Origin of the sequence: Streptomyces justiciae (assembly GCF_015163075.1) — a bacterium.
GTDB classification, from domain to species: domain Bacteria; phylum Actinomycetota; class Actinomycetes; order Streptomycetales; family Streptomycetaceae; genus Streptomyces; species Streptomyces justiciae.
This window is the reverse complement of the sequence record NZ_JADDXU010000035.1, coordinates 49403-64045: the sequence shown is the minus strand read 5'-3', so window position 1 is coordinate 64045 and position 14643 is coordinate 49403. Positions and strand designations below refer to the sequence as shown.

At 70.3% G+C, this 14643-nt stretch carries 15 protein-coding genes; 6 read left to right on the top strand and 9 right to left on the bottom strand.

What is annotated here, in order from left to right; translation table 11 throughout:
• The first annotated feature begins 176 nt into the window (after positions 1 to 176).
• A complete protein-coding gene (locus IQ210_RS46485; RefSeq protein ID WP_194085313.1) occupies positions 177 to 824 on the top strand; it encodes a TetR/AcrR family transcriptional regulator in 648 nt (215 codons plus the stop codon).
• A 78-nt stretch (positions 825 to 902) separates the two neighbouring features.
• Here IQ210_RS46485 and IQ210_RS46480 read toward each other — a convergent pair whose 3' ends face one another.
• Positions 903 to 2030, bottom strand: a complete 1128-nt coding sequence (locus tag IQ210_RS46480) for a glycosyltransferase (RefSeq protein WP_194085312.1) — start codon at positions 2028 to 2030, stop codon at positions 903 to 905.
• Positions 2031 to 2227: 197 nt separating this feature from the next.
• Here IQ210_RS46480 and IQ210_RS46475 point away from each other — a divergent pair, with 197 nt between their 5' ends.
• From IQ210_RS46475 to IQ210_RS46460, 4 genes are all read left to right on the top strand, one after another.
• Positions 2228 to 3904 (top strand): thiamine pyrophosphate-binding protein, encoded by a 1677-nt coding sequence (locus IQ210_RS46475; protein WP_194085311.1) that lies wholly within the window; start codon positions 2228 to 2230, stop codon positions 3902 to 3904.
• A 69-nt stretch (positions 3905 to 3973) separates the two neighbouring features.
• Complete coding sequence (locus IQ210_RS46470; protein WP_059197689.1) at positions 3974 to 4213, top strand: hypothetical protein; 240 nt, start codon at positions 3974 to 3976, stop codon at positions 4211 to 4213.
• Positions 4213 to 4590: a fic family toxin-antitoxin system, toxin component gene (locus IQ210_RS46465; protein ID WP_194085310.1), complete on the top strand. Its 378-nt coding sequence runs from the start codon at positions 4213 to 4215 to the stop codon at positions 4588 to 4590. The genes IQ210_RS46470 and IQ210_RS46465 overlap by 1 nt, the downstream gene beginning before the upstream one ends.
• Before the next feature lie 182 nt (positions 4591 to 4772).
• A complete protein-coding gene (locus tag IQ210_RS46460; protein WP_194085309.1) occupies positions 4773 to 5573 on the top strand; it encodes an SDR family NAD(P)-dependent oxidoreductase in 801 nt (266 codons plus the stop codon).
• Between the two features lie 31 nt (positions 5574 to 5604).
• On the opposite strand, the gene IQ210_RS46455 is transcribed toward IQ210_RS46460, so the two are convergent.
• From IQ210_RS46455 to IQ210_RS46425, 7 genes are all read right to left on the bottom strand, one after another.
• Positions 5605 to 6225: a TetR/AcrR family transcriptional regulator gene (locus IQ210_RS46455; RefSeq protein ID WP_228049645.1), complete on the bottom strand. Its 621-nt coding sequence runs from the start codon at positions 6223 to 6225 to the stop codon at positions 5605 to 5607.
• An 89-nt stretch (positions 6226 to 6314) separates the two neighbouring features.
• Positions 6315 to 6974, bottom strand: a complete 660-nt coding sequence (locus tag IQ210_RS46450; RefSeq protein WP_194085307.1) for a TVP38/TMEM64 family protein — start codon at positions 6972 to 6974, stop codon at positions 6315 to 6317.
• 112 nt (positions 6975 to 7086) lie between these two features.
• Complete coding sequence (locus IQ210_RS46445) at positions 7087 to 7464, bottom strand: hypothetical protein (RefSeq protein WP_194085306.1); 378 nt, start codon at positions 7462 to 7464, stop codon at positions 7087 to 7089.
• Positions 7465 to 7773: 309 nt separating this feature from the next.
• The gene (locus IQ210_RS46440; protein WP_194085305.1) at positions 7774 to 9111 is read right to left on the bottom strand and encodes an enolase C-terminal domain-like protein; all 1338 of its coding nucleotides are present in this window, start codon (positions 9109 to 9111) and stop codon (positions 7774 to 7776) included.
• 37 nt (positions 9112 to 9148) lie between these two features.
• Entirely contained in the window at positions 9149 to 10489 is a 1341-nt protein-coding gene (locus IQ210_RS46435; RefSeq protein ID WP_194085304.1) for a gluconate:H+ symporter, read from the bottom strand.
• 249 nt (positions 10490 to 10738) lie between these two features.
• A complete protein-coding gene (locus tag IQ210_RS46430) occupies positions 10739 to 11686 on the bottom strand; it encodes a 5-dehydro-4-deoxyglucarate dehydratase (protein ID WP_194085303.1) in 948 nt (315 codons plus the stop codon).
• 100 nt (positions 11687 to 11786) lie between these two features.
• Positions 11787 to 12953: an L-talarate/galactarate dehydratase gene (locus IQ210_RS46425; RefSeq protein ID WP_194085316.1), complete on the bottom strand. Its 1167-nt coding sequence runs from the start codon at positions 12951 to 12953 to the stop codon at positions 11787 to 11789.
• A 127-nt stretch (positions 12954 to 13080) separates the two neighbouring features.
• Between IQ210_RS46425 and IQ210_RS46420 the strand changes: the two genes are divergently transcribed.
• Entirely contained in the window at positions 13081 to 13971 is an 891-nt protein-coding gene (locus tag IQ210_RS46420) for a LysR substrate-binding domain-containing protein (RefSeq protein WP_194085302.1), read from the top strand.
• 10 nt (positions 13972 to 13981) lie between these two features.
• Here IQ210_RS46420 and IQ210_RS46415 read toward each other — a convergent pair whose 3' ends face one another.
• Positions 13982 to 14629 (bottom strand): HAD family hydrolase, encoded by a 648-nt coding sequence (locus tag IQ210_RS46415; protein WP_194085301.1) that lies wholly within the window; start codon positions 14627 to 14629, stop codon positions 13982 to 13984.
• Between the last annotated feature and the right edge of the window lie 14 nt (positions 14630 to 14643).

The following is a 14643-nucleotide window of genomic DNA, read 5'->3' as shown; positions in this document are numbered from 1 at the left end:
ATGGCGACGGGCGTCATGGCTTGCAACACGTACGACCATCCGCCAGAACGTTCACACCGTGGACGCACCGGCACACCCGCGGGGTTCAGTCGGCGTGAAATCGCCAGGGCGCGGCATCATATGCGGGTGACTGACGAAAGAAGAGGACGCTTCTGCCCGGGCCCGGAGCGGACAGCGTGAGTGGGCACACCGGCAGTCGGCGGCGACCGTACCGCAACGACCGGCGTGCCGAAGCCGCCGCGGGGACCCGGACCGCGATTCTCGACGCCGCCCTGCGGCTCTTCGTGGCACACGGGTACGCGAAGGTCACGATCGGCGACATCGCCCGCGAAGCCGGCATCGCGGTGCCCACCGTCTACGCGAGCACCGGTGGCAAGTCCGCCATTCTCGCCGTCCTGATGAACCGGGGAGTGGACGATCCGGTCGTCGAACGGACGCTGGACGCCGTCCGTACCGCGACCGACGCCGAGACGGCGGTCGCGACCCTGGCCCACGGGGTGCGCCTGGACAACGAACGTCATCTGGACGTCGTCCAGGTGATGATCACGGCCGCCGCCGTGGAGCAGCACGTCGAGGAGGAACTCCGTCACGTCTCCGCCGCCTACCGCCAGGCGCTGCGCGTTCTCGCGGAACGCCTGGCGGAACTGGGCGCGTTGCGCCCGGGCCTGAGCATGGAGCGCGCCACCGACATGCTGTGGTTCCTGTTCGGGCTGCCGTCCTGGCGCCTGTTCGTCGCGGAACACGGCTGGTCCTGGGACGAGACGGAGCGCTGGCTCACCGAACAGGCGGTCGCCGCACTCGTCGCGCGTCCGAGCGACGCCTGACCCCTGCGCCGCGTCAGCCGACGAGACCCGCCAGCGTGTCGGCGACCTCGCCGAGCGACGCCTGATCCCTGCGCCGCGTCAGCCGACGAGACCGGCGAGTGTGTCGGCGACCTCGCCGGGCGAGGGCATCGCCGCGATCTCCTTGGCGATCCGCTGCGCGTTGGCCCGGTACTCCTGGTCGTCGAGAACCGCGGCCGTCGCCTCCGCGACAGCCTCCGCGCCGGCGGGAGGCATGACGGCGACGCCGGTCCGCGAGGCGGCGACCGCGCCCGCCTGGAGGAACTGGTCGGCTCCCTGCGGTACGACCACCATCGGCAGCCCGCGCGAGAGCGTGGCCAGCGTCGTACCCGCGCCACCGTGGGTGACGACCAGGTCGATGCCGTTGAGGAGTTCGGCCAGCGGGGTGAACCCGACGAACTCGACGTGGTCTAGGCCGTCGCCGTAGTCCGCCGCCGTCGCGGTCAGCCCCAGGGTCACCACCAGGTCGGCCTTCGTGGCGAGGGCGTCGATGACCGGCCGCAGCAGCCCGGGGTCGGCGAAGTGCGTGCCGAAGGAGAGCAGCACCTTGGGGCGGGCACCGCCGGCGGACACCGGCGTGGGCGCCTGCGGGGTGCCGGGACCTCGGTGCGGCTCCGGCCGCAGCGGCAGTCGGCCCTGCGGGGGCTGCCAGTCCGGGCCCTGGAGCGCCTCCGGGCACGGGTCCAGGTACCAGCTGGGACGGGGCACGGTCAGGCCGCGCTGCTGGTAGCGGCGCTCGGCCACCGCGTCGAAGACATCGGTGAACTGGGCCGGGATCAGCGGGCCGAACGCGAGCTTGGCGTAGGGGACCTCGAGCGCGGCGGCGACGAGCGGACCGACGTAGTCCGTGGCCTCGGCGACGATCAGGTCCGGCCCGAACTCCCGTGCCGCGGCGATCGCGGCGTCCGCCGTGAGGTCGATCCGGGCGCCTGCGAACAGTTCCGCGGCGACGGCGGGGTCGGGCACCGTCGGGTCGTCGACCCCGGCCAGCCGGGCCGCTTCCGCGAGGAGTTCGGGGATCTCGGGCCCGACGGGGAGCAGGGTGATGCCCTCGGCGGCGAACAGCGGCCCGAAGGACGCGGACGTGATCACGGAGACCTCGTCGCCACGGTCACGGAAGGCGCGGGCCAGAGGGAGCACCGGCAGGAGATGGCCATGCTGCGGAGTGCTGGAGAAGAGGATACGCATACCTGGAGTCTAGGGCATTCGATGAAGTGTGCATCTATCCAATTTTGGTGAGTGGGAAACGTGTCTCATGACGCCGCTCCCCGCGCACCGCCGGTGAACTTCGGCCCCTGAAAGACACGTGTTCAGTATGAACACCCCGCCGCGCGACCCCCCAGCCGTACGCGTCCCGCGTACACACGCGGCACGGAGGCCGAACGATGACAACTCTCGCCGACGCGATCGCACAGACACTGGCCGACGACGGCGTACGGCACGCCTTCGGGGTTGTGGCCAACGGAAACGTCCTCGCCGTCGCCGGACTCACCCGGCACGGTGTCTCCTACCTCTCCGCACGCCACGAGGGCGGCGCGGTCACCATGGCGGACGCCTACCACCGCACCACCGGCGAGGTCGCCGTGTGCACCACGGGCGCGGGCCCGGGACTGACGAACACCGCGACGGGCCTGGCCGACGCGGTCAAGCACCGCAGCGGCATCCTGCTGCTGTGCGGCGACGTGCCCACGACCGGTCCGCGCCGGATCGACATCGACCAGGACACGTTCCTCGGCTCCCTCGGGGTCCCCGTGGTCCGGCTCGGCGACCTCACCACGGCCCGCACCGACACCCTGCGGGCCCTGCGCCTGGCCCGCACCGAGCAGCGCCCGGTGGCCCTGTGCCTGCCGCAGGACCTGATCACGGCCCAGGTCACCGAGCGCACTCCCGCCGACCACCTCCCGCGGCGACCGCCCCGGAGGACGGCGGACCCCGCCGGGACGGCCGCCGTCCTGGAAGCACTGGCCACCGCCCGGCGGCCCTTGATCCTGGGCGGCCTGGGCGCCTGGCGCTCCGGAGCCGCCAAAGCTCTCACCGACCTCGGCGACCGGCTCGGCGCACTCCACACGACCAGCGCCATGGCCACGGGTCTCTTCAACGGCAACCCCTGGTCGCTGGGCGTGTGCGGCGGGTTCGCCGCGCCCCGCGCCGCCGAACTGATCGCCGAAGCGGACGTCGTCCTCGCCTTCGGAGCAAGCCTCGACGAGTGGACCCTCGCCGACGGCAGGCTCCTCGCCGCAGACGCGACGCTCGTCCAGGTGGACCTCCGATCCGCCCCCACCACCGGCCGCGTCGACCTCCACCTCACCGGCGACGCCACCGACGCGGCCACGGCCCTCCTCGACGGTGTCCAGGCCCGCGCACTGCCCTCGTCCACCTGGCGCGACGAGGCCAAGGACCGGATCGCCCGCCTCGGTTGGGACCAGGAGCCCTTCGAGGAGGCGCGGTCCGCCGACCGGATCGACCCGCGCACCCTGACCCGTCACCTGGCCGGCCTGCTCCCCGGGGAACGCACCCTCGTCACCGATGGCGGCCACTTCGTGGGCTGGCCCGCCATGTACTGGACGGTCCCCGACCCGGCCGCCTACGTCTTCACCGGAGCCGCCTTCCAGAGCATCGGCCTGGGTTTCGCAGGCGCGGTCGGCGCGGCCGTCGGCCGGCCCGACCGCACGACCGTGGTCGCCCTCGGTGACGGTGGCGCGCTCATGGGCCTGCCCGAACTCGAGACCCTCATCCGCACCGGCCGCTCGGCCCTCGTGGTGATCTACGACGACGGCGGCTACGGCATGGAGGTCGTCCTGTTCGGCGACCGCGGCGCCGACCCGGCCTCGATGCTCTTCGGCGACACTGACTTCGCCGGTACGGCCCGCGCGCTCGGCGCCCGCGGCGTCACCGTGCGCTCGGCGGCCGACCTCGAGGCGGCCCGCGACTGGCAGGCCGAGGGGGCCGAAGGCGTGCTGCTCCTCGACTGCAAGGTCACGCCGGGTGTGGTGGCCGCCTGCTTCTCCGAGCTCACCACGATCATCACCGGCGGCCAGCCCGACCCCCAGGCCCATCGGTAGCGACCGAAGCGACCGAAGCCGTCACACAACGCCCTCCGAAGATCTGGTAACAGCTGTTACCATGCCCGTATGGCAAAGACACAACTGGGCGCCCGCGTCGACGACGAGGTCGCCGAACTCGCCAAGGCCCGCGCCAAGGACCGCGGCCTGAGCGTCGGCGACTACATCGCCGCCCTCGTGCGCGAGGACACCGACGGTCTGCGCGCCCGCGGCCTGGAAGCCGCCCGCCGCTTCCTCGACGAACACCAGGCCCTCTTCGACGAGGCCGAGGATGCCGACCGCGCCGCCCAGGGAGCCCACGCCGCCTGATGGACCTGCACATCGACGTCCCCTGGATCCTCCAGGTCGCCGAGATCGCCGGCGCCCGCGACCCCGCACCCGACGACTACGGCATCCCGGTCGCCGCCGTCGCTGCCCACCGCGCCGAACTCCTCGACCAGCCGGTCTACGACGGCCCCTACGCCCGCGCCGCCGCCCTCGTCCACATCCTCGGCCGCTGCCGCTGGCTGGAACGCTCCAACATGGCCGTGGCCGCGGCCACCGGCGTCATGTACCTGGAAGCCTCCGGCATCCCCCTCAAGCCCACCCGCGACGACGCCCTCGCCCTGCGCGACCTGCTCCGCGACCCCGCCTGCACCACCGCCAGGATCGCTGCCCAGCTGCGCACCTGGCCCACGGCGGGCTGAGGCGTACGACGACCATGCCCACCCGGGCCGCTGTACTTGTCATGTCCCTGCCCTTTCAGGCGTCCGTGTCGCATGTCACTCGGAGTCATTCGGTCCACGGAAGTATACAGTCGTAGACTTCTTGGCAGAGGCACACGTAGTTCCTGCCGTCGCGGCTAGGGACCTCATGAGAGAGAACAGACATGAACCTCAATCTGACCGGAAAGCGCGCACTCGTCTCCGGTTCGAGCGCCGGGCTCGGCGAGGCCACCGTGAAGCTGCTGGCGGCCGAGGGAGCGTCGGTGGTGGTGCACGGCCGGGACAAGGAGCGGGCGGAGAGAGTCGCGCGCGAGATCCGCGAGACCGGCGGGACGGCCACCGCCGTCGTGGGCGACCTCTCCGACGACGAGGGGGCCGCCGAGGTCGCCCGGGCGGTGACCGAGGGCGGTGCCGTCGACATCCTCGTCAACAACGCCGGTTTCTACCGGCATCTGTCGTGGTCCGAGGCGAGTCCCGACGAATGGCGAAGCACCTACAACGTCAACGTCGTCTCCGGCGTCCGCATGATCCAGCACCTGGTTCCGGCGATGCGCGAGCGCGGGTGGGGCCGGGTCGTCACCATCGGAGGCGGACTCGCCTCCCAGCCGATGAACACCCACCCCCAGTACAACGCCACCCTGGCCGCCCGTCACAACCTCGCCGTGTCCCTCGCCCGTGAACTCAAGGGCACGGGGGTGACCTCGAACGTCGTCTCCCCCGGAGCCATCCTCGTCGAGGCGACGAAGGACCTGGTCACGGAGATCGGCCCCGCCCGCGGCTGGGGCGACACCTGGGAAGAGATCCAGCCGAACGCGGTGCGGGCCCTCATCCCCAACGACCAGGAACGCTTCGGCGAGCCCGACGAGATCGCGGCGGCAGTGGCGTACCTGTGCAGCGACTACGCCCAGTACGTCAGCGGAGCCACGATCCGCGTGGACGGCGGGCTCATCCGCTCGGCGTTCTGAGCGCTCGCCATGGCGGCCGGGCCATCGGCGGCTATGCGCCGGTGACGTCCGGGTCGCCGACGGAGCCGGGTGCGCTGCCGGTCTCCTGGGTGACGGGGCGGAGCATGTCGGCGATCAGGCCCGCGAGACGGTCGTTGTCGGCCGAGGCCAGGGCGGTGGTGCCGACGATGCTGCGCAGCAGCCACGTGCCGGCGATCACCGCGAGTCCGAGCTGCGCCCGTACCTCCCGGTCGGGGCCTTCGAGCAGTCCGGCGAGCCGGGCGCCGACATGGGTCTCGATGCCCTGCCGGACGATGCCCGTCGCCTCGGGGTCCGAGGCCGAGCGTAGTAGCAGGAGGAACGGGTCGAGCCGAGCGGCGTCGGGCGCCGTGCGCTCGGCCAGTGCGCGGGCGACCGAGTCCGCCAGACCGGGCAGCCGGTCCCCGACGACGGTCGGCGGCCCGAAGACACGGTCGACGACCTCGGCGAACAGCCGCTCCTTCGAGCCGAAGTAGCGATTGATCATCATCGCCGTGACACCCGCCCGCTCGGCGATCTGCCGCACCCCGGCCCGGGCGTAGCCGTGCTCGGTGAACTCGGCGACGGCCGAGGCGAGGATCGCCTCACGTGTCGCGGCGCGGTCGCGCTTACGGGCAGGCTGCTCGGAACTCATGCGCAGGAGCATACGGGGGCCCGAGGACCTGTCCGTGACGTGTGAGGGCGCCCGCTGGACGCTGCGGACTCTCGGCCGCTGTCCATGGATCAGAGATCGCCGCAGGCCTCCACCGTCAGCTCCTCCGCCCGCGACCGGCCGGCCTTGGGGCGGGTGACCAGCAGCGCGAGCCCCGGAAAGGCCATCGCGGCGAGGAACGCCAGCGCGAAGGAGTTCACGGACACCGACCAGGCGCCGACCCCCGCGTAGACGACGGCCACCCCGAGGTTGGACCACGCGCACACCAGGAGGAACCGGCCCGGTCGCACATGTGTGGTGCCGGCCAGCACCACACTCGCCTCCGCCAGCACCGGAACGGGACGGCACAGGGCGAGGGCGACCAGCCCGTGCCGCCGGGCGCCGTCGGCGGCACGGGCCAGGCCCGCATCGCCCACCAGCCGCCGGGTCAGGGACGTCGAGCGCGCACCGACGAGATACCCCAGCGCACACGACACCGTCATCCCGACCCAGACGACGGCCGTACCCCACAGGAACCCCAGCAGCACACCCGCGGCGGCCGAGACGACACTGGAGGGCACGGGGAGAAACACGTCCAGGGCGAGCAGGCCCGCTATCACCGTCACGGCCACGGGGGTGGAGAGCCGGTGTTCCGCCGCCTGCGAGGCGAGGCCGTCGAAATAGTCTCCGAAGAGGAAGAAAGGGATGAGAATCGCGGCGAAAAGCCCGATCACGAGCCAGAACCATCGCATGGCGGCAGCTTATCGATCAAGGTGTGTCCGAGGGCAACCCAGAACGAAGGCGGGACAGGGACTGAAGGGACTCAGTTCCGCGGTAGTCGCCGAAAAGCAGCACCTCGCTTCTCTACCCGAAAGTGACCCAGTCCCCGCAGGTCTGGTAGTCGTATCCGTCGATGTAGAAGTTGGTGCAGGCCTGGAATTGCCGGATGTCGGAGCCGGTGCCCGCGGAATTGGTCTTGCCGCGGTTCGCGTCGAGCTGGCCGCTGCTGCCGTCCCAGAGCTTGTACTTGATGACCCCGCCGGTCGCCTTGTACTCCGTGGAGCCGTACACCCAGACCCATCCCGCACTACCGCTGCCGGGGTTGTTGTCCACGGCGGCATGCGTCCCGTGCCAGTAGGCGTCGACCTGTGCGGCGAAAGCGGTCTGCGTGAGAAGCGCGCCTGCGAAAGCGGCCGAGGCTGCGACAAATGCCGCCCTCTTCGCGTTCTTCTTCCTCAGCATCGTCCTCAGCTTCCTCTCCATGTCGGGGAAAACTCCGGCGTGAGTTAACACGTATGAAGTGACGTGCAAACAGCCGCCTGCCGAATGTGAGATGTCACCCCGTCGAGAGAGGCGAGGTCCCTTTCATGCATATCTGCCAAAAGGGTGCCTCACACGGCGGCCATGACCGCCCCTGCACGCACACATGCGGTCATCGTAGGAACCGCGGCGGCCCACACCTCACCGCCGCCGCGGAACCCGGACCGAGCGCACCGGACGCGGACAGGTACCCAACACGTTCCTGACCATCCGGGGCCCTGAAACACATGGTCAGCGCACCAGGCACGGCCGCTTGGCGTCGAAGGTCCAGTCGGGGATCAGGTAGCGCATGCCGACCGCGTCGTCCCGGGCGCCCAGTGCCTTCTCCAGGTACAGCTCATGCGCCGCGAGCAGCCGCTCCCGGTCGAGCTCGACGCCGAGACCGGGCGCCCGGGGGATCGCGATCTCACCGTCGACGATGCGCGGCGGGGCCACCGTGAGGCGTTCCAGGCCCTCCTGCCAGATCCAGTGCGTGTCCAGGGCGTTGTACTCCCCGGGCGCCGCCGCCCCGCAGTGCGCGACCATGGCCAGGCTGATGTCGAAGTGGTTGTTGGAGTGACAACCCCAGGTCAGCCCCATCGCGTTGCACAACTGCGCCACCCGCACCGAGCCCTGCATGGTCCAGAAGTGCGGGTCGGCGAGCGGGATGGAGACCGACTGCAGCGCTAGAGCGTGGGTCAACTGCCGCCAGTCGGTGGCGATCATGTTGGTCGCCGTGGGCAGTCCCGTCGCCCGGCGGAACTCCGCGAGGATCTCCCGGCCCGAGTAGCCGTCCTCCGCCCCGCACGGATCCTCGGCATAGGCGAGCGTGCCGACGAGCGGCACACACAGCTCGATCGCCTCACGCAGGGACCACGCCCCGTTGGGGTCCAGGGTGATCCGCGCCTCGGGAAAGCGGTCCTTCAGCGCCCGGATCGCCTTGACCTCCTCCACGCCCGCCAGCACCCCGCCCTTCAGCTTGAAGTCCCGGAAGCCGTAGTGGTCGTAGGCCGCCTCCGCCTGCCGCACGATCGCCTCGGGGGTGAGCGCCTCCTCGTGCCGGATGCGATGCCACTCCACCTCCGCGTCGGGCTCGCGGACGTACTCCAGATCCGTGCGGTCGGGGTCGCCGACGTAGAAGAGGTAGCCGAGGACCCGTACGGACTCGCGCTGTTGTCCGTCTCCAAGCAGGGCCGCGACTGGGACGTCGAGGTGCTGGCCGAGGAGGTCGAGGAGCGCGGACTCGACGGCGGTGACCGCGTGGACGGTGGTGCGCAGGTCGAAGGTCTGCAGGCCGCGGCCGCCGGAGTCTCGGTCGCCGAACCGGTCCGCGATCTCCCGCAGGACCCGCTTGTAGTCACCGACGCGCGCGCCGACGACCAGCGACTCGGCGTCCCGCAGCGTCTGCGTGATCTTCTCGCCACCGGGCACCTCGCCGAGCCCCGTGCGGCCCTCGGAGTCGGTCAGCACCACCACGTTGCGGGTGAAGTAGGGGCCGTGGGCGCCGGAGAGGTTCAGTTCCATCGAGTCGCGGCCCGCGACGGGATAGACGGCGAACGCGGTGACGGTGGGCTGGTTGCGGCTGGTCATCGGAAGTCCTTAAGGCCAAGGGAGGGTCGAGGTCAGTTCAGATACTCAGTGCGTCCAGGACCCGTTCGACGGCGAGTACGCCGCCCAGGCCGAGGATCGCCAGCACGGTCGTGTACGTCGTACGCGCCTTGATCGCGTCCAGCACCGACAGGTTGAAGTACTCCTTGAACATCCAGAAGCCGGGGTCGTTGACGTGGCTGAAGGCGATGGAACCGCAGGACACAGCCAGCACCATCAGCTCGGGGTGGACACCGCTGCCCGCGACGAGCGGGGCCACCACACCGGCGGCGGTGACGACGGCGACCGTCGCCGAGCCGAGCGCGATGCGCAGGATCGCGGCGATGAGCCAGGCCAGGATGATGGGTGAGATGTCCCAGCCCTCGGTGAAGTCCTTGATGTAGTCGGATATCCCGCCGTCGACGAGGACCTGCTTGTAGGCGCCGCCGGCCCCGATGACCAGCAGGATCATCGCCATGGACTTGGCGGCCGAGACACAGGAGGCGCTGACCTCGTCGAGGCTGCGGCCGATGCGCGGGCCGAACGCCCAGATGGCCAGGCACAGGGTGAGCAGCAGGGCGACCGGGGCGGAGCCGATGAACTCGACGGCGTGCAGGACAGGGTTCTTGTCGTCGTCGACCGCCATGTCGGCCACGGCGGCCCCCGCGATCAGCACGATCGGGACCAGGGCGACGAACAGGGACCAGCCCATGCCCGGCAGCTCGTCCTCCTCGAACACCCGCTCAGTGACGAGCCCTTGGGGGATCGAGGGGTCCATCCGCCGGACGAACGGCAGCCGCGGCCACACCAGCGCGATGCCCGCGCCGATGGGGACGGCGAAGAACAGGCCGTAGAGCAGGGTGTGGCCGACGGAGGCGTGGAAGGTGGCGGCGACGGCGGTGGGGCCGGGGTGCGGCGGCAGGAAGCTGTGCATCGTCGACAGGGCGATCGACATCGGAAGGCCCACCCACAGCAGGTTCTTGCGGGTGACGCGGACGATGGTGAACGCGACCGGCACAATGATGACGAACGCGACCTCGTAGAACATCGTCACGCCGATGAGCATGGCGGTGATGACCATGGCGATCTGGACGTGCCGCGGTCCGAAGGCGTCGACGAGCCGGCCGGCTATGCGTTGCGCGGCGCCCGAGTCGCCCATGACGCGACCGAGCATGGCACCGAGTCCGACGACGAGCAGGGTGTCGCCGATCTGGCTGCCGACGCCCTCGCCGAGGGTGTCTCCGATCTCCGCGGCCGGAATCCCCTGGACCAGCGCGACGCCGACGGCCACGAGGAGGAGGGCGATAAGGCCGTTGAGCTTGAGCTTGGTCATGAGGAACAGCAGGACCAGCACGCTGATTCCGACGACGACAAGAGGCATGAGTCAGTTCCCCTTTGAACTGTGCGCAGTTGACGACCGCGACCCGCGCGGGGGCGGCGGCTGTCTGTCGTGGTGAGGTGATGTGGGGTGAGGGTGGGCGGCGAGATGGCCGGGCGGGGGGTCGGAAGCCGCAGGCGGCACGTCGCTTGTAGCGGGTGGCTGGGGGGCCAGAAAGGCGGGCCGGGGCCCTTCAGGGCCGGTGTGTCGGACGGAGGCAGGACAGCCGCATGGCGCCCTGCCTCAGACGTTTCAGCGAGTTGCCCCGACCAGCCCCAGCCCCGTCTCCAGGAGCTTCTCCAGCTCGGCGAGGTCCTGCGGGCCGGGATCGGTGAGCGGCGCGCGGACCGGACCGACCGGCCTGCCGCGCAGCCGCGCCGCGGCCTTGACGAGCGAAACCGCGTAACCCGGCACCCGGTCCCGCAGCTCGACCAGCGGCACATAGAAGTCCCGCAGCAGCCGGTCGACGGTGCTGTCGTCGCCGTCACGGAGCGCGGCGAAGAACGCGTCCGCGATCTCGGGCGCGAAGGCATGCACGGCCGAGGAGTACGCGGGCACGCCGACCGTGGCATAGGCACGGGCCTGGATCTCCGCGGTGGCGGCCCCGTTGAAGAAGAGCAGGTGGTCGGGGGCGGCGAGGGTGAGGCGCTGGAGCCGGTCCAGGTCGCTGTGGCCGTCCTTGAGGCCGATGACCGTGGGCAGTTCGGCGAGGCGGCGCAGGCTCTCGGCGCTGAAGGCGACATGGTCGCGCTGGTAGACGACGAGCGGGATACCGGTGCCCGCGGCGATCCGCCGCACCTGCTCGACCAGCCCCTCCTGCGGGGCCTTCACCAGATAGTGGGGGAGTACGAGCGCGGCGTCCGCGCCCGCCTCCTCCGCGATGCGGGCGAAGCGCAGAGCCTGGGCCCAGCCGTACCCGATCCCGGCGACGACGGGTATCCGCCCGTCGGCCACCTCCACGGCCGCGGCGACGACCTGGCGGTACTCGTCCTCGTCCAGCGCGCTGAACTCACCCGTGCCGCAGGCGGGGAACACCGCGCCGGGCTCGGTGGCCAACTGCCCTGCCAGATAGGTGCGGTAGGCGTCCAGATCGAGGCTGCCGTCGTCGGTGAAGCTGGTCAGCGGGAAGGACAGCACACCACGTGCCATGCCGTCCCGCAGCCGTCGAGCAGCGTCCTGAGCCGCCCTGTTCAATGTCATGAACTCACTCCATGTATATGGACTCTATCTACATATGAGGATGGAGGTTAGGGTGATGACCGTGCTGGGTCAATGGCCGGAACTCACTCCGTACGACGGCTCAGGGCCGCGCACCCACCTCGTGCACCGCCTGCGTCCACGCCCGGGCCTGCTCGCTGAGGGTGATACCGAGGCCCGGCCGCGACGACAGGTGCATCCGCCCGTCACTGATCCGCAGCCGCTCGTTGAACAGCGGCTCCAGCCAGTCGAAGTGCTCCACCCACGGCTCGTGCGGATAGGCGGCGGCCAGATGCAGATGGATCTCCATGGCGAAATGGGGTGCGAGGTGCACATGCTGGATCTCGGCGAGCGCGGCCAGCCGCAGGAACTGCGTGATGCCCCCGATCCGCGGCGCGTCCGGCTGGATGACGTCCACCGCGTGGTGCCGCAGCAGCTCGTGGTGCTCGGCGACGCTCGCGAGCATCTCGCCCGACGCGACCGGCGTGTCCAGCGACGCGGCGAGAGCGGCATGCCCCTGGGCGTCGTACGCGTCGAGCGGCTCCTCGATCCAGACCAGCCCGAACTCCTCCAGCGCCCGCCCCATCCGCTGCGCGGTGGGCCGGTCCCACTGCTGGTTCGCGTCCACCATCAGCGGCACGTCGTCCCCGAGATGCTCCCGTACGGCGGTCACCCGGCGCAGGTCCGCCTTGCCGTCCGGCTGGCCGACCTTGATCTTGATACCGCCGATGCCGCCCGCCAGCGAGGCGGTGGCGTTCTCGAGGACCTGCTCGATCGGAGCGTGCAGGAACCCACCGGAGGTGTTGTAGCAGCGCACCGAGTCGCGATGGGCGCCCAGCAGCTTCGCGAGCGGCAGCCCGGCCCGCTTCGCCTTCAGATCCCACAGCGCGATGTCGAACGCGGCGACGGCCTGCGTGGCGAGACCACTGCGCCCCACCGAGGCCCCCGCCCACACCAGCTTCGTCCAGATCCGCGCGATGTCACTGGGGTCCTCACCGATCAGAACGGGCGCTATCTCCTTGGCATGTGCGAACTGACCGGGACCGCCCGCACGCTTGGAATAACTGAAACCGACACCCTCGTACCCCTGCTCGGTCCCCACCTCCACGAAGAGGAAGGCGACCTCCGTCATAGGTGTCTGCCGCCCCGTCAACACCTTGGCGTCACTCACCGGCGTGGCCAGCGGAAGAACGACCGAGGACAGCTTGAGCCACGAGATCCGGTCCAGCGTGGCCTCGCCCTGGTGTGTGCCGTACGGCGTCGAGTTCATCGTGCTCACCACTTGCAGCTCCGGTGCCTTGCAGGGGTTGGTTGCGTTGCTCGCCCCCTGAAGCTAGGCCTCCGGAGAATGCACGTCTAACTCAAAATTTGCATACGTTGATACCGGGAGAGCATCGTTGTTCACGCTCACGCAACTCACCAGCTTCGTGGCCGTCGCCGAAGAACTGCACTTCACCCGCGCGGCACAACGCCTGCGCATGACCCAGCCCCCGTTGAGCCGGCAGATACGACAGCTGGAGCACGACCTCGGCGCCCAACTCCTCAACCGCACCAACAAATCGGTCCAACTCACGCCCGCAGGCCGGGCCTTCCTCGCCGAGGCCCGCACCATCCTGCGTCACTCCGAGCACGCCGCGCTCGCCGTACGACAGGTGTCGACGGGGGAGGCGGGCAGCATCACCGTCGGCTTCACCGCCGCCAGCGCCCACTCCGTGCTTGGCACCCTGCTCAGCACGGCCCGCGAGACGATGCCCCGCGCCGAGATCGTCCTGCGGGAGATGGTCACCCGGGACCAGCTCGCGGCCCTCGCCAACAACAGCCTCGACCTCGCCCTGGTCCGCCCCTCCGCGATCGGCCCCGACCTGGTGTCCACGCCCGCCGTGAAGGAACAACTGGTCGCGGCTCTGCCCTCGACCCATGAACTGGCCAAGCGCCAAGGCGCGCTCCACATCAAGGAGTTCGAGGGCCAGGAGCTGCTGATGTACTCACCCGTGGAGGCCCGCTACTTCCACGAACTACTGATCAGCGTCTTCCGCTCCGCCCACGTCACGCCCGTCTACTCCCAGTACCTCAGCCAGGTCCACAGCATCCTCGCCCTGGTCAACGTAGGCCTCGGAGTGGCCCTGGTCCCCGAGACCGCCGCACAACTGCGCCACCCCGAGGTCGTTTTCAAACCCCTCGAACTGCCCACCCCGGCCGCCGTGGAACTCGACCTGGTCTGGCGCCGCACCAACGACGACCCGGCCCTGCACGCACTGCTGCACCGCCTGCGCGAGCGCATCCCGTGACAGGGCCGCCCTACAGCGTGGAGTTGGCCAGCAGATAGTCGACGGCGTCGACGACGTCGTCAGCCGTGTGATGCGGAACCGCGAGCCCCTCAGGCCAGACACGGCCCCGCACCCAGATCGTGCGCAGCCCCGCCGCCGCACCACCGGCGATGTCGGACTCAGGGTTGTCCCCGGTCATCCAGTCCCCGGGCGTCAACTGCGTACCGCACCGAGCGGCGGCCAGCTCGAAGAGCCGCGCGTCGGGCTTGCGCACGTCGATGTCACCGGACGCGGCGATCCCGTCGATCAGATCGGCGAGCCCGGTGGCCCGGACCTTGGCGCGCTGGATGTCACTGGCCCCGTTGGTTGCGACCCCGATGCTCCAGCCGGCGTCCTTCAGCCGCGCCAGGCTGTCCAGCACGACGGGCCGGCAGTGCACGGCGGACGCCATGCGATCGACGTACACCCGCCACAGATGCTCGGCCGACTCCCGGACCTGGAACCTGTCACGCAGCCGCTCGAAGTCACCGCGATCCGCGGTGTCGGCCAGCTCGACACGCAACCAGCCCTCGATCTCCGGCCCGTAGGCATGGTCGTGGACGAGCTCGGCTATGGCATCCGCGAACGCGGCACGACGGTCGACCAGGGTCCCGTCCAGGTCGAAGAGAGCAAGACGCATGCCGCCGACCCTAA